Consider the following 20,140-nt stretch of genomic DNA (forward strand, 5'->3'; position numbering starts at 1 on the left):
GGTCACTTGACGCCGAGTCCGGCGTCCGCCACGGCGGGCTTGCCCTGGGCCGCGAGCACCTTGTTGAGCAGGGTGAGGTCGTAGATGCCGGTGAGGGTCGGCTTCTTGAGGAGACCGGCGGTCACCGCGTGGTCGGCCTCGGCCTGCAGGGTGTTCGCCAGCGGGTCGTCGATGAACTCGATGTCCTGCCAGGCCGGGTCGAGGATCTTGGCGTCCAGCGCGTTGCCGGCCGCCTCCTTGATCGCGGCGTTGGCCGCCTCCTTGGCCTTCTCCGGGTTGGCCTTGATGAAGGCGTTGGTGTTCACCGAGCCGCGCAGCACGGCCTCCACCACGTCCGGGTGCTCCTTGAGGAACTTCTGCGAGACGATGATGTTGGTGATGACGAACTTGCCGTCGGGCCACACCTCCTTCTCGTTCAGCAGCACCTTGGCGCCGAGCGAGACCAGCTTGGAGGCGGTCGGCTCGGGCACCCACGCGCCGTCGATCGAGCCGGACTTGTACGCGTCCGGGGTCACCTTGTTGTCGGTGCGGACCACGCTGACATCGCCCGCGCCGGACGAGGCGTCGACCTTGTAGCCCTTGGTCGACAGGTAGTTGAGGAGCGCCACGTCCTGGGTGTTGCCGAGCTGCGGGGTGGCGATCTTCTTGCCCTTGAGGTCGTCCAGGGTCTTGATCTTGTCGGGGTTGACGACCAGCTTGACGCCGCCCGAGGCCGAACCGCCGACGATGCGGAGCGACTTGCCGTCCGACTTGGTGAAGCCGTTGATCGACGGGGAGGGGCCGATCCAGCCGATGTCGATGGAGCCGGCGTTCAGCGCCTCGATCTCGGCGGGCCCGGCGTTGAAGATCTGCGGCTTGATCGTGGTGGAGCCGAGCTCCTTCTGGATCAGGCCCTCCTTGAGGCCGACCAGCGCGGTGCCGTGCGTGAGGTTGGCGAAGTAGCCGATCTTCACGGTGTCCGCGGAGAGCTTGGTCGCACCGGAGGCCGAGGCGGCCGGGGCGGCGGAGGCCTTGTCGTCGCTCTTGTTCGCGCCGTAGCTGCAAGCCGACAGCAGGGTGGTGGCGGTGAGCGCGGCGACGGCCGCCACGGCGGACCGTCTGAAGCGACCGCTGCCGAAGCGGGCCGGGGTATGCGTGGAGGAGGTGCTGGGTGCCATGAGGAGTGTCCCGTTCATGGTGGGGCGCCTGCGCGGCGCCAAGGAGGCAGGATGGGTGCGGTGCTGACGGCATGTCACATGCCGGGCAAGCCGGGCGGTGTCCGCTGTGGGAGGAGACCGGCCCGGTGACAGGGGATCAGTGCCCCTGTCCGCCCCCACATCGGGTCAGTCCGCCCTGGCCGCTGCCGAGGACGCCGCTGCCGATGCGGCCGCCTTCCTTGTCCATGCCCGAGAACGCCTCGCTGGGCATCAGACCCAGTCCTCCTCGTCGCCCGAAGTGATGTCGTCCGTGGTGGTGCGTACGGTGTCGAACGCCTCGCCCGCCATGCCGGCGGTGAGGGTGGTGCCGTCGGCCGGGTCGACCAGCAGGAAGGAGCCCGTCCGGCGGTTGTCCGAGTAGCTGTCGAGCGCCAGCGGCTCCGCGGTGCGCAGCACCACGTGGCCGATGTCGTTGACCTCCAGGCCGTCGGCACCGGAACGCTGCTCCAGCGTGTCGATGTCGATGCGGTAGGAGATCTCCTTGACCAGCGCGCGCACGGTGCGGGTGGTGTGCTTGAGCAGCACCTTCGCCCCGGGGCGCAGGGCCCGCTCGCTGAGGTGGCAGACGGTGGCCTCGATGTCCTTGGTGGGCACCGGGGCGGGGTCGGCCGCGATCAGGTCGCCGCGCGAGACGTCGATGTCCTCGGCGAGGCGCACGGTCACCGACTGGGGGGCCCAGGCGATGTCCGTCTCCGTGCCGAGCACGTCGATCCCCGCGACGGTGGTGGTGCGGCCGGAGGGCAGCACCGTCACCGGGTCGCCGACGCGCAGCACGCCGGAGGCGAGCTGGCCCGCGTAGCCGCGGTAGTCGGGGTGTTCCTCGGTCTGCGGGCGGATGACGTACTGCACGGGGAAGCGGGCGGGCTCGCTGCTGGGGTCGCCGACGACCGAGACGGTCTCCAGGTGCTCCAGCAGCGTCGGGCCGCCGTACCAGTCCATGTGCGCGGACGGCTCGACCACGTTGTCGCCGGCCAGGGCCGAGATCGGCACCGCGACGACGTCCTTGACGCCCAGCGAGGCCGCGTACGCGGTGAACTCCTCGGCGATGGCGGCGAAGACGGGCTCCGCGTACTCCACCAGGTCCATCTTGTTGACCGCCAGCACCACGTGCGGCACGCGCAGCAGCGCGGCGACGGCGGCGTGCCGGCGGGTCTGCTCGACGACGCCGTTGCGGGCGTCGATGAGCACGACGGCGAGCTCGGCGGTCGACGCGCCGGTCACCATGTTCCGGGTGTACTGCACGTGGCCCGGGGTGTCGGCGAGGATGAACCGCCGCCGCGCGGTGGCGAAGTAGCGGTACGCGACGTCGATGGTGATGCCCTGCTCGCGCTCGGCCCGCAGGCCGTCGGTGAGCAGCGCGAGGTCGGGGGCCTCCTGGCCGCGGTTGCGGGAGGCGTGCTCGACGGCCTCCAGCTGGTCGCTCAGCACCGACTTGGAGTCGTGCAGCAGCCGGCCGACGAGGGTCGACTTGCCGTCGTCGACCGAGCCGGCGGTGGCGAACCGCAGCAGCGAGGTCGCGGCGATGGTCTCCGGAGTGGTGGTCATCTTAGAAGTACCCCTCGCGCTTGCGGTCTTCCATCGCGGCCTCGGACATCTTGTCGTCGGCACGGGTGGCGCCGCGCTCGGTGAGGCGGCTGGCGGCGATCTCGGCGATGACGTCGGCGATCGTGGCGGCGTCCGAGTCGACGGCGCCGGTGCACGACATGTCGCCGACGGTGCGGTAGCGGATCAGACGCTGCTCGACCGGCTCGGTGTCCTTGGGGCCGCCCCACTCGCCGGCGGTCAGCCACATGCCGTCGCGCTTGAACACGTCGCGGTGGTGGGCGTAGTAGATCTCGGGGAGCTCGATGCCCTCGCGCTCGATGTACTGCCAGACGTCCAGCTCGGTCCAGTTGGAGAGCGGGAAGACCCGGACGTGCTCGCCGACGGCGTGCCGGCCGTTGTAGAGCGACCACAGCTCGGGGCGCTGGCGGCGCGGATCCCACGCGCCGAACTCGTCGCGCAGGGAGAAGACGCGCTCCTTGGCGCGGGCCTTCTCCTCGTCGCGGCGGCCGCCGCCGAAGACGGCGTCGAACTTGTTGCCCTCGATCGCGTCGAGCAGCGGCACGGTCTGCAGCGGGTTGCGGGTGCCGTCCGGGCGCTCGCGCAGCCGGCCGTCGTCGATGAAGTCCTGCACGTGCGCGACGTGCAGCCGCAGGTTGTGCTCGGCCACGGTGCGGTCGCGGTACTCGATGACCTCGGGGAAGTTGTGCCCCGTGTCGACGTGCAGCAGCGAGAACGGCACCGCGGCCGGCCAGAAGGCCTTCAGCGCCAGGTGCAGCATGACGATGGAGTCCTTGCCGCCCGAGAAGAGGATCACCGGCCGCTCGAACTCGCCCGCCACCTCGCGGAAGATGTGCACCGACTCCGCCTCCAGGGCGTCGAGGTGCGACAGCGCGTACGGGTTCTCCTGGGTGTCCAGGAGGCTGTGCGTGGCGGTCGTCATGCCAGGCCCCTCTCGGTCAGGAAGGCGTGAAGTTCGGCGGCCGAGTCGGCCACCGCGCGGCCCTGGGTCTGCAGGCGCAGCTCCGGGCTCTCCGGTGCCTCGTACGGGTCGTCCACGCCGGTGAGTCCGGAGATCTCGCCGGCGGCCTGCTTGGCGTACAGCCCCTTGACGTCGCGCTCGGCGCAGAGCTCGACGGGGGTGGCGACGTGGATCTCCAGGAAGTCGGTGCCGAGCGCGGCGTGCCGCTCGCGGACGGCGGCGCGGGAGTCCGCATAGGGTGCGATCACCGGGGCGAGCACCTTCACGCCGTTCGCGGCGAGCTTCTCGGCGACGAAGCCGATCCGCGCCACGTTGGTGTGCCGGTCCTCCCTGGTGAAGCCGAGGCCCTTGGAGAGGAACTCCCGGATCTCGTCACCGTCCAGCACCTCCACCTTGTGGCCCTCGGCGCGCAGCCGCTCGGCCAGGGCGAAGGCCAGCGTGGTCTTGCCCGCGCTGGGCAGCCCGGTCAGCCACACGGTGGCGCCGCGCTCGCTGGGGTCGGCCGCGGTGGCCGCCGCGGCGTACCCGGCGGAGTCCCCGCGGCCCAGGGTGTCGGCTGTCGTCACGGTGGGTCTCCTGGAATCGTGTCGGACGGACGGATGGTCAGAGGTGGATGCCGCACTCGGTCTTGCCCGAGCCGGCCCAGCGGCCGGCCCGGCCCTCCTCGCCCTCGCCGGGCTTGGCGGTGCAGGAGAGCGGCGAGCAGCCGATGGAGGTGTAGCCCTCCCACAGCAGCGGGTTGAGCAGCACGCCGTTCGCCTGCACGTAGGCGTCGACGTCGTCCTGCGTCCAGCGGGCGATCGGGGCGAGCTTCACCTTGCGGCGCTTCGCGTCCCACGCCACCACCGGGGTGTTCGCGCGGGACGGCGACTCGTCGCGGCGCAGCCCGGTGGCCCAGGCGTCGTACGCGCCGAGGCCGCGGTTGAGCGGCTCGACCTTGCGCAGCGAGCAGCAGAGGTCCGGGTCGCGGTCGTGCAGGGCGGGACCGTACTCGGCGTCCTGCTCGGCGACGGTCTGCCGGGGCGTCAGCGTGATGACGTTGACCGGCATGACGGCCGCCACCGCGTCACGGGTGCCGATGGTCTCCGCGAAGTGGTAGCCGGTGTCGAGGAACACCACGTCGACGCCGGGGAAGACGCTGGAGGCGAGGTGGGCGACCACCGCGTCCTCCATGGAGGAGGTGACGCAGAACCGCTTGCCGAAGGTGTCGGCGGCCCAGCGCAGGATCTCCTGCGCCGGCGCGTCCTCCAGGTCGCGGGCGGCCGCGGTGGCGATCGCCTCGTAGTCAGTTGCCGTGCTCATGCGCGGCACCCCCGTTCTTCGTCGACAGCAGCCCCAGGAACTTCAGCTGGAAGGCCCGGCGGCACGCCGCGCATTCCCAGCATCCGTGCCCGGCCTCCGAGGGACGCAGGTCCTCGTCGCCGCAGTACGGGCAGAAGAACGGCGCCGCGCGCTCGCTCACGACAGCTGCTCCTCGCTGGCGCGGGCCGTCCACTGGGCGAACCGCTCGCCGTCCTTGCGGTCCTCCTGGTAGCGGGTCAGCACGCGCTCGACGTAGTCGGGCAGGCCGGCGCTGGTGACCTTCAGGCCGCGGACCTTGCGGCCGAAGCCGGCCTCCAGGCCGAGCGCACCGCCCAGGTGCACCTGGTAGCCCTCGACCTGCTCGCCGTTGTCGTCCGTGACCAGCTGGCCCTTGAGACCGATGTCCGCGACCTGGATGCGGGCGCAGGCGTTGGGGCAGCCGTTGATGTTGATGGTGAGCGGCTCGTCGAACTCCGGGAGGCGCTGCTCCAGCTCGTCGATCAGGCTGCGGCCGCGCTCCTTGGTCTCGACGATGGCGAGCTTGCAGTACTCGATGCCGGTGCAGGCCATCGTGCCGCGGCGGAAGGTCGACGGCTTGACCTGCAGGTCGAGCGCCTCCAGCCCGGCGACGAGCGACTCGACGCGGTCCTCCGCGACGTCCAGGATGATCATCTTCTGCTCGGCGGTGGTGCGCAGGCGGTCGGAGCCGTGCTCGGCGGCGAGGTCGGCGATCTGGCCGAGCAGCTTGCCGTGGACCCGGCCGACGCGCGGCGCGAAGCCGACGTAGAAGCGGCCGTCCTTCTGGCGGTGCACGCCGACGTGGTCGCGCCAGCGGGCGACCGGCTCGGCGGGGGCCGGGCCGTCGGTCAGCTTGGTCTTGAGGTACTCGTCCTCCAGCACCTGGCGGAACTTCTCCACGCCCCAGTCGGCGACCAGGAACTTCAACCGCGCGCGGTTGCGCAGGCGGCGGTAGCCGTAGTCGCGGAAGATGCCGATGACGCCGCCGTAGACGTCGGCGACCTGGTCCAGCGGAACCCAGGCGCCGAGGCGCACGCCGAGCTTCGGGTTGGTCGAGAGGCCGCCGCCGACCCAGAGGTCGAAGCCGGGGCCGTGCTCGGGGTGGACGACGCCGACGAACGAGATGTCGTTGATCTCGTGCGCCACGTCGAGCAGCGGCGAACCGGAGACCGCCGACTTGAACTTGCGCGGCAGGTTGGAGAACTCCGGGTTGCCGATGAAGCGGCGCTGGATCTCGTCGATGGCGGAGGTGCCGTCGATGATCTCGTCCTCGGCGACGCCGGCCACCGGGGAGCCGAGGATGACGCGCGGGGTGTCGCCGCAGGCCTCGGTGGTGGACAGGCCGACGGCCTCCAGCTTCTGCCAGATCGCGGGGACGTCCTCGATCCGGATCCAGTGGTACTGGACGTTCTGCCGGTCGGTCAGGTCGGCGGTGCCGCGGCCGTACAGCTCGGAGACCTCGGCGATGGCCTTCACCTGCGCCACGGTCAGGCGGCCGCCGTCGATGCGCACGCGGAGCATGAAGAACTCGGCGTCCAGCTCGTTGGGGTCGAGGATGGCGGTCTTGCCGCCGTCGATGCCCTCCTTGCGCTGGGTGTAGAGACCCCACCAGCGCATGCGGCCGCGGAGGTCGGCCGGGTCGATGGAGTCGAAGCCGCGGTGGGCGTAGATCGTCTCGATGCGTGTCCGCACGTTGAGACCGTCGTCGTCCTTCTTGAACTGCTCGTTCGCGTTCAGCGGCGTGAAGTGGCCCATGCCCCACTGGCCCTCACCGCGGTGGCGGGTCACCTTGCGGGCGGCGGCGGGCCGGCGCACGGGGGCGCCGGAGACCGTGGGCTCGACCGGTTCGGGGCTAGGGGCCATGGTGTCTCGTCCTTCTGGCAGCTGGCTCTGATGAGGGATGTCGGCAGTACCCGGGCACGGAACTGCTCCGGCCTGCGCTGGTGCTGCAGGCCTCACGGGGGCAGTGACCCTCGGCCGGAGGGCGCCCGCACATCCGCTTCGGCGGGGATGGCGAGGTGTGGCGCCGGTGCCGTGCCGGCGGCGGGTAGGGCTCAGTTCACCGGACAGATGGCGCTGGACACGCGGAGGAGATCGACGTGCAGTCGACCTACGAGGGTGGCTCCGGCGCTTGGCATGGCAAGAGATTCGCACGGCGAACGACCCTCGGTCCACTAACGTCCGCATTCTGGACGCGTATGTGTCGCATGGTGAGATAAGGACCGAATAGCCCGTCGTCACAGCGCTGCCGAGGGTACCGGACCACGCCCCTCCGGGCCTCCCGAAGCCCCTCCCGCACCCCCCGGAGGGCCCACCCCGCTCCTATCGCGCGCGCGTGCGCGGAGGAGGGGAGCGGGGGCCAGTACGGTAGGGGCGTGCAAGCAGCAGGCAGTACTCCGCGGGAGACCTCCGGCCCGGCCGCCGAACGCCCCTCGCGTCGCAGGGGCCGCCGCCGCCGTGCCCGCCGCGACGGATGGCGCCGAACCCTGTGGGCCCTGCTCAAGGACACCGCCAACACCTGTGTCGAGTACCGGGTGACCGGCCTCGCCGCCGAAGCGGCGTTCTTCACCCTGCTGTCCATCCCGCCGCTGCTGCTCTGCCTCGCCGGCACCCTCGGCTACCTCGACGACATCCTCGGCGCCGGCACCATCGACCGCCTCAAGAACGATGTCGTCTCGGCATCCGGGACGGTGCTCTCACCGGAGTCGGTCGAACAGATCGTCCAACCCCTGCTGACCAGCGTCTTCGACAGCGGCCGGCCCGACCTCATCTCCATCGGTTTCCTGCTGTCGCTGTGGTCCGGCTCCCGGGCGCTCTACATCTTCATCGACACCATCACCGTCATGTACGGCCTCGACGGCAAACGCGGCATCGTCAAGACCCGCCTCATGTCGCTCGGGCTCTACCTCGGCGCACTCCTCATCGGCTCCCTCGTGCTGCCGCTGCTCGTCGCCGGCCCCGGACTCGTCATCGGCGCCCTCCCGGACTCCGCCGGCCTCGTCAACGCCCTCTACTGGCCCGCCGCGATCCTGCTGCTGGTGATCTTCCTCACCACCCTCTACCACGTCGCCGTGCCCGCCAGCACACCGTGGCGCGAGGACATCCCCGGCGCACTCGTCGCCCTCCTCGTCCTCGTGGTCTGCAGCGTCCTCCTCCGCGTCTACCTCATCAGCTCCGTCGAGGGCCCCTCCGTGTACGGCTCCCTCGCCGCACCCGTCGCCGTGCTGCTCTGGATCTTCGTGGTCGCCCTCGCCGTGCTCATCGGCGCCGCCATGAACGCCGCCATCGACCGCCGCTGGCCCAGCGTCGAGACCGCCGACGCCCGCGCCGAGAACGAGCGCGCCAGCGAGGCCGCCGCCGCCACCGTCGTCCGCGAGGCCGCCGCCCGCCGCGCCGTCCAGCGCGCCCGCCTCGTCCGGGAACTCGGCCTCGCCGACGGCGCCGACGACGACGACACCGCCGACGACGAGGACCACGCCCCGTCCGAGTACCCCGAGCGCTGGGCCGACGTGCTGCCGCACGACAGCCTGCTGCGCCGCCTCACCGGGCGCAGGGGCCGCCGCCGCAACGCCCCGCCGCCGCCCGACACGGACCGCCCGCTCACCCCGCCGCGGCGCTCCCCGCACCACCACCCCCACCCGCCGCAGCAGCCCCTCCAGCCGCAGGCGCCGCTCTACCCGCCGCCGCCCCCGGCGCCCCCGGTGCCGCCGCTCCAGCCGCCGCGGACCCCCTGGGACAGCCGCTGACCGGCTGACCGCCCGGCGGGCCACTCGACGGTCGGCCCGGCGGCGGGCCCGGACCGCCCGGACCGACCCGGAGGCCGGTGCCGCGGGCTGCGGCAGGGGCCGGGAACGGGTGGTGCGCGGCGGGCCGGAGGGTCGCGCGGTGTGCGGGGGAGTTGTGGAGAGGATGCGTCCATCCGGGGGTGGTGGGCTTGCCGTGGCGGCGCCCGGGTACGCGCGGCGGCAGGATGCGGAGCCGTCCGGCCCCGTCCCACGACCTGAGGAGTGCGCGTGCCGCTGATCAACTACGCCGTGCTGGGTGAGCTCGTCGACGAGCTGGAGACGCTCGCCGCGCTGCCCGCACCGGACGCCGCCCAGGAGCGCCGCCGCGCGGACGCCGAGTACACGCTCTGCATCTGCACCGGGGTCCACGAGCCGCAGCCCGCCCTCGTCCGGGCGCGTGCGCTGCTCGCCGGACGGCAGCGGGAGGCCGTCGCCATGGCGGGGGCCGCGCCGGTGGCCGCCGCCTGAACCGGCCGCTTCCGGCCCTTCCCGGGCCCGCCCGGATCCGCCTCCCCGGGCGGTGAGTCCGCACCGCCCCCGCTCCGGCCCCCGCGCCCGTCCCGGCCTGACCCGGGACGCCGTGCGGTCGCCGCAGGGCCCCGCGGGGCCGCCACCCGGTCACGCTCCGGAGCCGAACACGGCGATTGATATGTGAGCGTGAACAATTACACTCCCCTCAAAGCTCGTGAGACAGTTGCACCGCGCAACTGGCTCGGCACCGAAGAGGGGGCTGCGAGTGGGAACTGAGACTGCCGGGATGGATCCCCGACAGCCTGTGATGGCCGATGTGGCGAAGCTCGCCGGAGTGTCCCACCAGACCGTGTCACGCGTCCTCAACGGCGCCCCGCACGTCCGGCCCGGCACGCGCGACAAGGTGCTGGCCGCCATCCGGGAACTGGACTACCGTCCCAACTCCGCCGCACGGGCGCTGGTCACGCGCCGCTCGCAGACCCTCGGCGTGGTGAGCTTCGCCTCCACGCTGTACGGCCCGGCCTCCATGCTGGACGGCCTCGAACAGGCGGCCCGCAGCGCGGGCTACTTCGTGAGCGTGGCGAGCCTGCGCTCGCTCGACACCCGCTCGGTGCAGGAGGCCGTCGACCGGCTGCGCGACCAGGGCGTGGAGGGTGTGGCGGTGATCGCCCCGCAGATCTCCGCGGTGGGCGCGGTCGCCCGGGTCTCCAGCTCCGTACCGGTCGTGGCGGTCGGCTCCGGCACCCGCTCACGGGTGCCGATGGTGGCCGTCGACAACCTCAGCGGCGCCGCCGCCGCCACCCGCCACCTCCTCGACCTCGGGCACACCACCGTGCACCACATCGCCGGCCCGGCGGGCTGGCTGGAGAGCCAGGACCGCCAGGACGGCTGGCGGCGCACCCTGGAGACCGCCGCCGCCCCGGTGCCGCAGGTCTACAGCGGCGACTGGAGCGCCCGCTCCGGCTACGAGGCGGGCCTGCGGATCGCCGCGGACCCGGAGGTCACCGCCGTCTTCTGCGCCAACGACCACATGGCCCTCGGGCTGTTGCGGGCGCTGTACGAGGCGGGGCGGCCGGTGCCGGGCGAGATCAGCGTGATCGGCTTCGACGACATCCCCGAGTCGGCGTACTTCACGCCGCCGCTGACCACCGTGCGGCAGGACTTCGGAGAACTCGGACGCCGGGCGCTGGAGTTGCTGGTGGAGGAACTGGTGGGGGTGGCGCACGTGCGCAGCCACGTGCTGGTCTCCCCGGAGATGGTGCTGCGGCGTTCCACCGGGCCTGCCCCGCGGGTGGACTGAGCCCGGACATCCGGCGGCTGCGCCTGCACCGCCCTGACCTGCCCCGATGGTCCCGACGAGGCCGTCCGCCGTTCCGGCGGGCGGCCTCGTCGTCGTGCCGTGGCGCGGACGGGGCCGCGGTCAAGATTGGGTAACGCCGCGCAGGGCTCTTGCCCCGGCCAATTGTGAGCGTTAACAATCTCCATCGAGCGAAACAGCTCGGCCACATCCCGTTCACCGGATGCGCGATCCCGCGCTCCGGCGGCGTGATCCCGCACCGCCTCGCCCCGGAACCTGCGTCATCCGGGAAATCAGACAAGTCGCTTCTGCAGCAAGCTCGTTCACCCGGCAAGCGCACCACGTGACCGCAGCGGGCGCGTGAGGCCCCGCACGGCACGGCCCGGTTCCACCTGCACGACCGGCCCCACCTGCAGCACCCCGCTCCACCTCCAGCACCCCGCCCCACCTGCAACACCCCACCCCGTCCCGGTTCCCCGGGCCGCCTTCTCCACCCCCGGCGGCGCCACCGCATCCCGCGGTCGCCCGCTGCCCCACCCGTCCTCCGGCCGTGCGCCGCGGCTGCCCCTCGGCGGCGCGGCCGGAGGCGCTCCATCGAGAGGAAGTCCCCCATGAACAAGAGAGTTGCCGCAGCCGTGGTTGCCGGCGCGATGATCGCCGCCCTGTCCGCCTGCTCCTCGGGTGCCGGTTCTTCCGGCGGCACGAGCTCCGACGGCAAGGGCTCCGACGGCAAGATCACCATGGGCTTCTCCCAGGTCGGTGCGGAGAGCGGTTGGCGTACGGCCAACACCAAGTCCGTCCAGGAGGCCGCCAAGAAGGCCGGCGTCACGCTGAAGTTCTCCGACGCGCAGCAGAAGCAGGAGAACCAGATCAAGGCGATCCGCTCGTTCATCCAGCAGAAGGTCGACGTGATCGCCTTCTCGCCGGTGGTCGAGTCGGGCTGGGACACCGTCCTGAAGGAGGCGAAGGCCGCGAAGATCCCGGTGATCCTCACCGACCGCGCGGTCGACTCCAAGGACGAGTCGCTCTACGTGACCTTCCTGGGCTCGGACTTCGTCGAGGAGGGCAAGAAGGCCGGCGACTGGCTGGTCAAGGACTACGCCGCCGCCACCGGCGAGGTCAACATCGTCCAGCTGGAGGGCACCACCGGCTCCGCCCCGGCCAACGACCGCAAGTCGGGCTTCGCGGACGCCATCAAGGGCGACCCGAAGTTCAAGGTCGTCGCCTCGCAGACCGGTGACTTCACCCGTGCCAAGGGCAAGGAGGTCATGCAGGCCTTCCTGAAGTCCCAGCCGAAGATCGACGTGCTCTACGCGCACAACGACGACATGGCGCTCGGTGCGATCCAGGCGATCGAGGAGGCCGGCAAGAAGCCCGGCAAGGACATCAAGATCGTCTCCGTGGACGGTGTCAAGGACGCCTTCACCGCGATGTCCCAGGGCAAGATCAACTTCGACGTCGAGTGCAACCCGCTCCTCGGCGACCAGCTGATGGAGCTCGCGAAGAAGGTCAAGGCCGGCGAGACCGTCGAGCGCCGCATCAAGACCGTCGAGGGCACCTTCACCCCGGAGCAGGCCACGGCGGCGCTGCCGACCCGCCAGTACTGATCCGGCCCGGAGGCAGGGGCCGCCCGCCCGTACCTGACCCGGGCGGGCGGCCCCGCACCCCCGACACCACGAGAGGAGGGCCGATGCCACAGCAACCGGTCCTGGAAGTGCACGGGATCCGCAAGGAGTTCCCGGGCGTGCTGGCGCTGGACGGGGTCGACTTCCGACTCTTCCCCGGCGAGGTGCACGCGCTGATGGGTGAGAACGGCGCCGGCAAGTCCACCCTGATCAAGGTCCTCACCGGCGTGTACCAGTCGGACGGCGGCCGCGTGCTGCTGGCCGGCAGCCCGGTCCGGATCTCCGGGCCCCTGCAGGCGCAGCAGGCGGGGATCTCCACGGTCTACCAGGAGGTCAACCTCTGCCCCAACCTGTCGGTGGCGGAGAACATCCTCATCGGCCGCGAACCGCGCCGCCGCGGCCTGATCCACTGGGCCGAACTCCGGCGCCGTGCGGCCGAGTCGGTGGCCGCACTCGACCTCGACATCGACGTCACGACGCCGCTGGCGAGCCACTCCATCGCGATCCAGCAGCTCGTCGCGATCGCCCGTGCGGTGGACGTGTCCGCCAAGGTGCTCATCCTGGACGAGCCGACCTCCAGCCTCGACCGTGACGAGGTTGCGCAACTCTTCGCCGTCATGCGGCGGTTGCGCGACCGCGGGGTGGCGATCCTCTTCGTCTCGCACTTCCTCGACCAGATCTACGAGATCTGCGACCGGATGACCATCCTGCGCAACGGCCGCCTCGAAGGCGAGTACCGCACGCAGGAGTTGAGCCAGATGCAGCTCGTCTCCCGGATGATCGGCTCCGAACTCGCCACGCTGGAGAACCTCTCCGACAGCGCCCGCAAGCAGCCTGCCGCGCTCAAGGGCGGCGCGCCGTTCCTGCGGGCCGACAAGCTGGCCCGCAGCGGCGCCGTCGAGCCCTACGACCTGACCATCAGGCCGGGTGAAGTCGTCGGTCTCGCAGGGCTGCTGGGATCCGGACGGACCGAGGCGGCCCGGCTGCTCTTCGGTGCCGACCAGGCGGACGGCGGCACCGTGCGCATCAACGGCGAGGAGACCGCGCTGCGCAGCCCGCGGGCTGCCATCGGCCACGGCATCGCCTTCTGTTCGGAGAACCGCAAGACCGAGGGCCTGGTCGGTGAGCTCACCGTCCGCGAGAACATCGTGCTCGCCCTGCAGGCCGCCCGCGGCTGGACGCGTCCGCTCACCCGCACCGCCCAGGACGAGCTCGCCATCCGCTGGATCCGCGCGCTGGACATCCGTCCGAACAACCCCGAGGCGCTGGTGCGCAACCTCTCCGGCGGCAACCAGCAGAAGGTGCTGCTGGCCCGCTGGCTGATCACCGACCCGAAGCTCCTCATCCTCGACGAGCCCACCCGCGGCATCGACATCGGTGCCAAGGCCGAGATCCAGAAGCTCGTCGCGAAGCTCTCGGGCGAGGGCATGGCCGTCCTCTTCATCTCCGCCGAGCTGGAGGAGGTGCTGCGGCTCAGCCACAAGGTCGGCATCCTGCGCGACCACCGCATGGTCGCCCAGCTCCACAACGACGGCGAGCTGACCCCGGAGCGCATCATGACGACGATCGCGAGCGGAGCCCAGCGATGACCAAGCACCGCCTCTTCTGGCCCGCGGCCGTACTCGCGGCCCTGCTGCTGGCCAACGTGGCCTTCACGCACGACTTCTTCGCGATCCGGATCAAGGACGGCCACCTCTACGGCAGCCTGATCGACATCCTGCACTTCGGCGCCCCGCTGATCCTCGTGGCGCTCGGCATGACCCTGGTGATCGCCACCGGCGGCATCGACCTCTCGGTGGGCTCCACCGTGGCCATCGCGGGCGCGCTGGCCTGCCTGCACATCAGCGAGGCCGCCGATCCGGCGAGCCTCGGCACGGTGCTCGGCGCGGTCGCGATCGCGCTGGCCGTGGCCCTGGTGCTGGGGCTGGCCAACGGCCTGCTGGTCTCCCGGGTGGGGGTGCAGCCGATCATCGCCACCCTGATCCTCATGGTGGCCGGCCGCGGCGTCGCCCAGCTGATCACCGACGGCCAGATCATCACGATCACCAGCGAGCCGTACAAGCTGATCGGCGGCGGCTACTGGCTGACCGCGCCGTTCTCCATCCTGCTGGCCGCGCTGATGGTGCTGCTGACGGCCCTGCTCACGCGGTCCACGGCGCTGGGCCTGCTGCTGGAGTCGGTCGGCGGCAACCCGGTGGCCAGCCGTCTGGTCGGGATCCGGGCGCAGCGGCTGATCGCCCTGGCGTACGTCTTCAGCGCGCTCTGCGCGGGCGTCGCCGGCCTGATGATCAGCTCCAACGTGTCGGCCGCGGACGGCAACAACGCCGGCCTGTGGATCGAGCTGGACGCCATCCTCGCGGTCGTCATCGGCGGCACCTCGCTCAACGGCGGCCGGTTCTCGCTCGGCGGCACCGTGCTGGGTGCGCTGGTCATCCAGACCCTGTCCACGACCATCTACACCATCGGCATCCCGCCGGAGACCACGCTGGTCTTCAAGGCGGTCGTGGTGATCACCGTCTGCCTGATCCAGTCGCCGCAGTTCCGCACGAAGCTGGCCCGGCGCCGCGGGGCGCACCACCGCAGCGCACCGGAGAAGCCGGCCGCCCCCGCAAACCTGGAGGTCGGCGCATGAACGCCACCGTCGCCACCAAGCTCCGCGAGCACATCCCGCTGGTGGTCACCGCCGTCCTGCTGGTCACGATGTTCAGTGCCGGGTCCGTGCAGTACGAGGGCTTCTTCTCCGGCCAGGTGCTGCTCAACCTGCTGATCGACAACGCCTTCCTGCTGGTCGTCGCGGTGGGCATGACCTTCGTGGTGCTGACCGGCGGCATCGACCTGTCGGTCGGTGCGGTGGTCGCCCTGTCCACGATGGTCTCGGCCTGGCTGGTCGAGCAGCACCACTGGCCGGCGCTGCTGGTGATCCCGCTGGTGCTGGCGATGGGCACCGGGGCGGGGTGGGTGATGGGCTGGGTGATCCACACCTTCGAGATCCAGCCGTTCATCGTGACCCTGGCGGGCATGTTCCTGGCCCGCGGTCTCTGCTACACGATCAGCGTCGAGTCGATCTCCATCACCGACGAGTCGTACACGGCGATGGCGCAGACGCGCATCCCGCTGCCGGGCGACATGTTCGTCTCGCCGAGCGTGGTGATCGCCGTCGTGGTGGTCGCGGCCGCCTTCGTGGTGCTGCACCACACGCGGCTGGGCCGCAACGTCTACGCGCTTGGCGGCAGCGAGCAGTCGGCGCTGCTGATGGGCCTGCCGGTGGCCCGCACCAAGATCACGGTGTACGCGGTGAGCGGCTTCTGCTCGGCGCTCGGCGGCGTGCTGCTCACCTTCTACATGCTCTCCGGCTACGGGCTGCACGCGGTGGGCCTGGAGCTCGACGCGATCGCCGCGGTGGTGATCGGCGGCACCCTGCTCACGGGCGGCTCGGGCTTCCTGCTCGGCACCGTGCTCGGCGTGCTGGTGCTCGGCCTGATCCAGACGATCATCAGCTTCCAGGGCACGCTCAGCTCCTGGTGGACCCGGATCGCGATCGGTGCGCTGCTCTTCGTCTTCATCGTGCTCCAGCGCCTGATCACCGTGCGCCGCAAGGCCTGACGGCTCCCATCCGCCCGCCCGGGGCGCCGACCTCGGGCGGGCACCCTTGACAGTCCAATTGTGAACGTTAACAATCGCAGCAGCCACGCCGCTCAGGTCACCACCCGGGCCGCCGCGACCACCCACTCCGCCGGCCGGGCGACCACCCCGCTTCGGTCCGCCCGGCCGGCGGCCACCGTTCCGCACCTCGTGAGGGTCGAGGCCGCGGAACTCAGGCCGGCCGCCGGCCCGCGACGAAGCGGACCAGCCGGCGGCCGGTACCAGAACTCCCCACCCCGTACGAAGGATGAGACAGTGACCGACACTCCCCCCGCCCCGGGCACGGAGACGTACGTCGTCGGCGTCGACTTCGGCACGCTCTCCGGCCGTGCCGTCGTCGTCCGCGTCAGCGACGGCGAGGAGATCGCCACCGCCGTCCACGAGTACCCGCACGCCGTCATCGAGGAGCAGCTGCCCGGCACCGGCCGCCTGCTGCCGCCGGACTGGGCGCTGCAGCACCCCGGGGACTGGCGCGACGTCCTGCGCACCGCCGTCCCCGCCGCGCTGGCCGCCTCCGGCGTCGACCCCGCCTCGGTGGTCGGCATCGCCACCGACTTCACCGCCTGCACCGTGCTGCCCGCCCTGGCCGACGGCACCCCGCTCTCCGAGACCCCCGAGTGGGCCGCACACCCGCACGCCTGGCCCAAGCTGTGGAAGCACCACGCCGCGCAGGGCCAGGCCGACCGCATCAACGCCCTCGCCCACGCCCGCGGAGAGAAGTGGATCCACCGCTACGGCGGCAAGATCTCCGCGGAGTGGCAGTACGCCAAGGCCCTCCAGGTGCTGGAGGAGGACCCGCAGGTGTACACGGCGTGCGAGCGCTGGATCGAGGCCGCCGACTGGATCGTCTGGCAGCTGACCGGCACCGAGACCCGCAACACCTGCACCGCCGGCTACAAGGGCATCCACCAGGACGGCCACTACCCGGGCGAGGACTACCTCGCCGCGCTGAACCCCGGCTTCGCGGACTTCGCCCGCACCCGCCTGGAACACCCGCTGCTGCCGCTCGGCGCCCGGGCCGGCTCCCTGACCGCCGAGGCCGCCGCCTGGACCGGCCTGCCCCAGGGCATCGCGGTCGCCGCCGGCAACGTCGACGCCCACGTCGCCGCCCCCGCCGCCCGCGCGGTCGAACCCGGCCAGCTCCTGGCCATCATGGGCACCTCCACCTGCCACGTCGTCAACGGCGCCACCCTCGCCGACGTCCCCGGCATCTGCGGCGTCGTCGACGGCGGCATCATCGCCGGCTCCTACGGCTACGAAGCCGGCCAGAGCGCGGTCGGCGACATCTTCGCCTGGTGGCTGCGCCAGGGCGTCCCCGCCCACTACCAGCTGGAGGCCGACACCACCGGCGAGGACCTCCACCAGCTCCTCACCCGCAAGGCGGCCTCCCAGCCCGTCGGCGGCCACGGCCTGATCGCCCTCGACTGGATGAACGGCAACCGCTCCACCCTGGTGGACCACCACCTGAGCGGCGTCATCATCGGCATCACCCTCACCACCCGCCCCGAAGAGATCTACCGCGCCCTCCTGGAAGCCACCGCCTACGGCACCCGCACCATCGTCGAAGCCTTCGAGGACGGCGGCGTCCCCGTCACCGAATTCGTCGTCACCGGCGGCCTCAAGAAGAACGCCCTCCTCATGCAGATCTACGCCGACGTGCTGCGCCGCCCGGTCTCCCTGGCGGTCTCCGAGCAGGGTCCGGCGCTGGGCTCCGCGATCCACGCGGCCGTCGCCGCCGGCGCCCACCCGGACGTGCGGGCGGCCTCCGCCGCGATGGGCCGCGTGCAGCGCCACGCCTACCTGCCCGACGAGGCCCGCGCGGACGCCTACGACGCGCTGTTCGCCGAGTACCGCCTCCTGCACGACCACTTCGGCACCGGCCCCGACAAGCAGCTGCACCGCCTGCGCGCCATCCGCAACACCGCCCTCACCGCAGACGCCACCCCGAACAGCGAGGTCTGACCCGTGATGACCACTGCGATCGACGCGCTCCGCCGACAGGTGAGCGACCTGCACCAGGAACTCGTCCGCTACAACCTGGTCGTGTGGACGGCCGGCAACGTCTCCGCCCGGGTGCCCGGCGAGGACCTCCTCGTCATCAAGCCCAGCGGCGTCTCCTACGACGAACTCAGCCCCGCCAACATGATCCTGTGCGACCTGGAGGGCAACGTCGTCGAGGGCGACCACAGCCCGTCCTCCGACACCGCCGCCCACGCCTACGTCTACCGGCACATGCCCGAGGTCGGCGGCGTGGTCCACACCCACTCCACCTACGCCAGCGCCTGGGCCGCCCGCGGCGAGCCGGTGCCCTGCGTGCTCACCGCGATGGCCGACGAGTTCGGCGCCGAGATCCCGATCGGCCCGTTCGCCCTCATCGGCGACGACTCCATCGGCCGCGGCATCGTCGACACCCTGACCGGACACCGCTCCCCGGCGGTGCTCATGAAGAGCCACGGCGTCTTCACCATCGGCAAGGACGCCAGGGCCGCCGTCAAGGCCGCCGTCATGTGCGAGGACGTCGCCCGCACCGTCCACATCTCCCGCCAGCTCGGCGAACCCCTGCCCATCGCCCAGGCCGACATCGACGCCCTGAACCACCGCTACCAGAACGTCTACGGCCAGCAGCCCGCGACCACGCCCGCACCCGCGACCACGCCCGCACCCGCGACCACGCCCGCACCCGCGACCACGCCCGCACCCGCGGCCCGGTGAAGGAGAACCACCCCATGAGCAACCCCACCGAGCGCGAGATCTGGTTCCTCACCGGCAGCCAGGGCCTCTACGGCGAGGACACCCTCCAGCAGGTCGCCGAACAGTCCCGGCAGGTCGCCGACACCATCGCCGCCACCGGCGAGGTGCCCGTGCGCATCGTCTGGAAGCCCGTCCTCACCGACGCCGGCGCCATCCGCCGCACCTGCCTGGAGGCCAACGCCGCCGACGACTGCATCGGCCTGATCGTCTGGATGCACACCTTCTCCCCGGCCAAGATGTGGATCGCCGGCCTCGACGCCCTGCGCAAGCCCCTGCTCCACCTCCACACCCAGGCCAACGCCCACCTGCCCTGGTCCACCATCGACATGGACTTCATGAACCTGAACCAGGCCGCCCACGGCGACCGCGAGTTCGGCTACATCCAGTCCCGCCTCGGCGTCGCCCGCAAGACCGTCGCCGGCCACGCCTCCGACCCCGCCGTCGCCCGCCGCATCGGCTCCTGGGCCCGCGCCGCGAGCGGCCGCGCCGAACTCGCCACCCTCAAGCTCGCCCGCTTCGGCGACAACATGCGCGACGTCGCCGTCACCGAGGGCGACAAGGTCGAGGCCCAGTACCGCCTCGGCGTCTCCGTCAACACCTACGGCGTCAACGACCTCGTCGCCGCCGTCGACGCGAGCACCGACGCCGACACCACCGAACTCGTCAAGGAGTACGAGGACACCTACCGCCTCGCCCCCGAGCTCCGCCACGGCGGCGAGCGCCACGACTCCCTGCGCTACGCCGCCCGCATCGAACTCGGCCTGCGCCACTTCCTCACCGAGGGCGGCTTCGGCGCCTTCACCACCAACTTCGAGGACCTCGGCGGCCTGCGCCAGCTCCCCGGCCTCGCCGTCCAGCGCCTCATGGCCGACGGCTACGGCTTCGGCGGCGAGGGCGACTGGAAGACCTCCGTCCTGCTGCGCACCCTCAAGACCGTCGCCCACGGCCTGCCCGGCGGCACCTCCTTCATGGAGGACTACACCTACCACCTGGAGCCCGGCCGGGAGCTGATCCTCGGCGCCCACATGCTGGAGGTCTGCCCCACCATCGCCTCCGCCACCCCCAGCTGCGAGATCCACCCGCTGGGCATCGGCGGCCGCGAGGACCCCGTCCGCCTCGTCTTCGACGCCGCGACCGGCCCCGCCGTCGTCGTCGGCATGGCCGACATGGGCGACCGGTTCCGCCTGGTCGCCAACGAGATCGACGTCGTCGAGCCGAACGAGCCCCTGCCCAACCTGCCCGTCGCCCGCGCCGTCTGGCAGCCCCGCCCCAACCTCCGCACCTCCACCGAGGCCTGGCTCACCGCCGGCGGCCCGCACCACACCGTGCTCTCCACCGCCATCGGCACCGAGGAGATCGACGACCTCGCCGAGATGCTCGCCGTCGAACTCGTCGTCATCGACGCCGACACCACCATGCGGCAGTTCACCCGCGAACTCCGCTGGAACCAGGCCTACCACCGCCTCGCCCAGGGCTTCTGACCCGTCCGGCACCCCGGGGGCGGCGCACACCCGCGCCGCCCCCCTTCC

Annotated in this window: 18 protein-coding genes; 10 read left to right on the plus strand and 8 right to left on the minus strand. The window is 71.7% G+C overall.

Features of this window, described 5'->3' with window-relative positions; translation table 11 throughout:
• Positions 1 to 2: 2 nt before the first annotated feature.
• The 8 genes from SNE206_RS07665 to SNE206_RS07700 form a co-directional block, all read right to left on the minus strand.
• Entirely contained in the window at positions 3 to 1,157 is a 1,155-nt protein-coding gene (locus tag SNE206_RS07665) for an aliphatic sulfonate ABC transporter substrate-binding protein (protein ID WP_407912726.1), read from the minus strand.
• Positions 1,158 to 1,406: 249 nt separating this feature from the next.
• Positions 1,407 to 2,741 carry a sulfate adenylyltransferase subunit 1 gene (locus SNE206_RS07670; RefSeq protein WP_407912604.1) on the minus strand — a complete coding sequence of 445 codons (1,335 nt, stop codon included), beginning with the start codon at positions 2,739 to 2,741 and terminating at the stop codon, positions 1,407 to 1,409.
• Between the two features lies 1 nt (position 2,742).
• Positions 2,743 to 3,681: a sulfate adenylyltransferase subunit CysD gene (gene cysD / locus SNE206_RS07675; RefSeq protein ID WP_407912605.1), complete on the minus strand. Its 939-nt coding sequence runs from the start codon at positions 3,679 to 3,681 to the stop codon at positions 2,743 to 2,745.
• Positions 3,678 to 4,268: an adenylyl-sulfate kinase gene (cysC, locus tag SNE206_RS07680; protein ID WP_407912727.1), complete on the minus strand. Its 591-nt coding sequence runs from the start codon at positions 4,266 to 4,268 to the stop codon at positions 3,678 to 3,680. The genes cysD and cysC overlap by 4 nt, the downstream gene beginning before the upstream one ends.
• A gap of 55 nt (positions 4,269 to 4,323) precedes the next feature.
• The gene (locus tag SNE206_RS07685) at positions 4,324 to 5,022 is read right to left on the minus strand and encodes a phosphoadenylyl-sulfate reductase (RefSeq protein WP_407912606.1); all 699 of its coding nucleotides are present in this window, start codon (positions 5,020 to 5,022) and stop codon (positions 4,324 to 4,326) included.
• A complete protein-coding gene (locus SNE206_RS07690) occupies positions 5,006 to 5,182 on the minus strand; it encodes a hypothetical protein (protein ID WP_405013890.1) in 177 nt (58 codons plus the stop codon). Before SNE206_RS07690 ends, SNE206_RS07685 begins: the two co-directional genes overlap by 17 nt.
• Entirely contained in the window at positions 5,179 to 6,903 is a 1,725-nt protein-coding gene (locus SNE206_RS07695) for a nitrite/sulfite reductase (RefSeq protein ID WP_407912607.1), read from the minus strand. Before SNE206_RS07695 ends, SNE206_RS07690 begins: the two co-directional genes overlap by 4 nt.
• A gap of 191 nt (positions 6,904 to 7,094) precedes the next feature.
• Positions 7,095 to 7,178 carry a putative leader peptide gene (locus SNE206_RS07700; RefSeq protein ID WP_407912728.1) on the minus strand — a complete coding sequence of 28 codons (84 nt, stop codon included), beginning with the start codon at positions 7,176 to 7,178 and terminating at the stop codon, positions 7,095 to 7,097.
• Positions 7,179 to 7,415: 237 nt separating this feature from the next.
• Between SNE206_RS07700 and SNE206_RS07705 the strand changes: the two genes are divergently transcribed.
• From SNE206_RS07705 to araA, 10 genes are all read left to right on the plus strand, one after another.
• Complete coding sequence (locus SNE206_RS07705; protein ID WP_407912608.1) at positions 7,416 to 8,786, plus strand: YihY/virulence factor BrkB family protein; 1,371 nt, start codon at positions 7,416 to 7,418, stop codon at positions 8,784 to 8,786.
• A 267-nt stretch (positions 8,787 to 9,053) separates the two neighbouring features.
• Complete coding sequence (locus SNE206_RS07710) at positions 9,054 to 9,293, plus strand: DUF5133 domain-containing protein (RefSeq protein ID WP_407912609.1); 240 nt, start codon at positions 9,054 to 9,056, stop codon at positions 9,291 to 9,293.
• 289 nt (positions 9,294 to 9,582) lie between these two features.
• On the plus strand, positions 9,583 to 10,596 hold the full coding sequence (locus SNE206_RS07715) for a LacI family DNA-binding transcriptional regulator (RefSeq protein WP_407912610.1): 1,014 nt from the start codon (positions 9,583 to 9,585) through the stop codon (positions 10,594 to 10,596).
• Between the two features lie 608 nt (positions 10,597 to 11,204).
• Positions 11,205 to 12,200, plus strand: coding sequence for an ABC transporter substrate-binding protein (locus SNE206_RS07720; protein WP_407912611.1), 996 nt, complete (start codon positions 11,205 to 11,207; stop codon positions 12,198 to 12,200).
• A gap of 83 nt (positions 12,201 to 12,283) precedes the next feature.
• Positions 12,284 to 13,807: a sugar ABC transporter ATP-binding protein gene (locus SNE206_RS07725; protein WP_407912612.1), complete on the plus strand. Its 1,524-nt coding sequence runs from the start codon at positions 12,284 to 12,286 to the stop codon at positions 13,805 to 13,807.
• On the plus strand, positions 13,804 to 14,850 hold the full coding sequence (locus tag SNE206_RS07730) for an ABC transporter permease (protein WP_407912613.1): 1,047 nt from the start codon (positions 13,804 to 13,806) through the stop codon (positions 14,848 to 14,850). The genes SNE206_RS07725 and SNE206_RS07730 overlap by 4 nt, the downstream gene beginning before the upstream one ends.
• On the plus strand, positions 14,847 to 15,821 hold the full coding sequence (gene yjfF / locus SNE206_RS07735) for a galactofuranose ABC transporter, permease protein YjfF (RefSeq protein WP_407912614.1): 975 nt from the start codon (positions 14,847 to 14,849) through the stop codon (positions 15,819 to 15,821). Before SNE206_RS07730 ends, yjfF begins: the two co-directional genes overlap by 4 nt.
• 294 nt (positions 15,822 to 16,115) lie before the next feature.
• The gene (locus tag SNE206_RS07740) at positions 16,116 to 17,822 is read left to right on the plus strand and encodes a ribulokinase (RefSeq protein WP_407912615.1); all 1,707 of its coding nucleotides are present in this window, start codon (positions 16,116 to 16,118) and stop codon (positions 17,820 to 17,822) included.
• A 6-nt stretch (positions 17,823 to 17,828) separates the two neighbouring features.
• Positions 17,829 to 18,572, plus strand: a complete 744-nt coding sequence (locus tag SNE206_RS07745) for an L-ribulose-5-phosphate 4-epimerase (protein ID WP_407912616.1) — start codon at positions 17,829 to 17,831, stop codon at positions 18,570 to 18,572.
• A gap of 14 nt (positions 18,573 to 18,586) precedes the next feature.
• Complete coding sequence (araA, locus tag SNE206_RS07750) at positions 18,587 to 20,092, plus strand: L-arabinose isomerase (RefSeq protein ID WP_407912617.1); 1,506 nt, start codon at positions 18,587 to 18,589, stop codon at positions 20,090 to 20,092.
• Positions 20,093 to 20,140: the final 48 nt, after the last annotated feature.

The organism is Kitasatospora sp. NE20-6 (assembly GCF_045862635.1).

What these genes read in the sequence shown, in the direction of transcription:
- SNE206_RS07715 (WP_407912610.1), top strand. Translation starts at nt 9,583, where the DNA reads ATGGATCCCCGACAGCCTGTGATGGCCGATGTGGCGAAGCTCGCCGGA.
- SNE206_RS07720 (WP_407912611.1), top strand. Translation starts at nt 11,205, where the DNA reads ATGAACAAGAGAGTTGCCGCAGCCGTGGTTGCCGGCGCGATGATCGCC.
- SNE206_RS07670 (WP_407912604.1), bottom strand. Translation starts at nt 2,741, where the DNA reads ATGACCACCACTCCGGAGACCATCGCCGCGACCTCGCTGCTGCGGTTC.
- yjfF (WP_407912614.1), top strand. Translation starts at nt 14,847, where the DNA reads ATGAACGCCACCGTCGCCACCAAGCTCCGCGAGCACATCCCGCTGGTG.
- SNE206_RS07685 (WP_407912606.1), bottom strand. Translation starts at nt 5,022, where the DNA reads ATGAGCACGGCAACTGACTACGAGGCGATCGCCACCGCGGCCGCCCGC.
- SNE206_RS07745 (WP_407912616.1), top strand. Translation starts at nt 17,829, where the DNA reads ATGACCACTGCGATCGACGCGCTCCGCCGACAGGTGAGCGACCTGCAC.
- SNE206_RS07700 (WP_407912728.1), bottom strand. Translation starts at nt 7,178, where the DNA reads ATGCCAAGCGCCGGAGCCACCCTCGTAGGTCGACTGCACGTCGATCTC.
- araA (WP_407912617.1), top strand. Translation starts at nt 18,587, where the DNA reads ATGAGCAACCCCACCGAGCGCGAGATCTGGTTCCTCACCGGCAGCCAG.
- SNE206_RS07695 (WP_407912607.1), bottom strand. Translation starts at nt 6,903, where the DNA reads ATGGCCCCTAGCCCCGAACCGGTCGAGCCCACGGTCTCCGGCGCCCCC.
- SNE206_RS07665 (WP_407912726.1), bottom strand. Translation starts at nt 1,157, where the DNA reads ATGGCACCCAGCACCTCCTCCACGCATACCCCGGCCCGCTTCGGCAGC.
- cysD (WP_407912605.1), bottom strand. Translation starts at nt 3,681, where the DNA reads ATGACGACCGCCACGCACAGCCTCCTGGACACCCAGGAGAACCCGTAC.
- SNE206_RS07725 (WP_407912612.1), top strand. Translation starts at nt 12,284, where the DNA reads ATGCCACAGCAACCGGTCCTGGAAGTGCACGGGATCCGCAAGGAGTTC.
- SNE206_RS07730 (WP_407912613.1), top strand. Translation starts at nt 13,804, where the DNA reads ATGACCAAGCACCGCCTCTTCTGGCCCGCGGCCGTACTCGCGGCCCTG.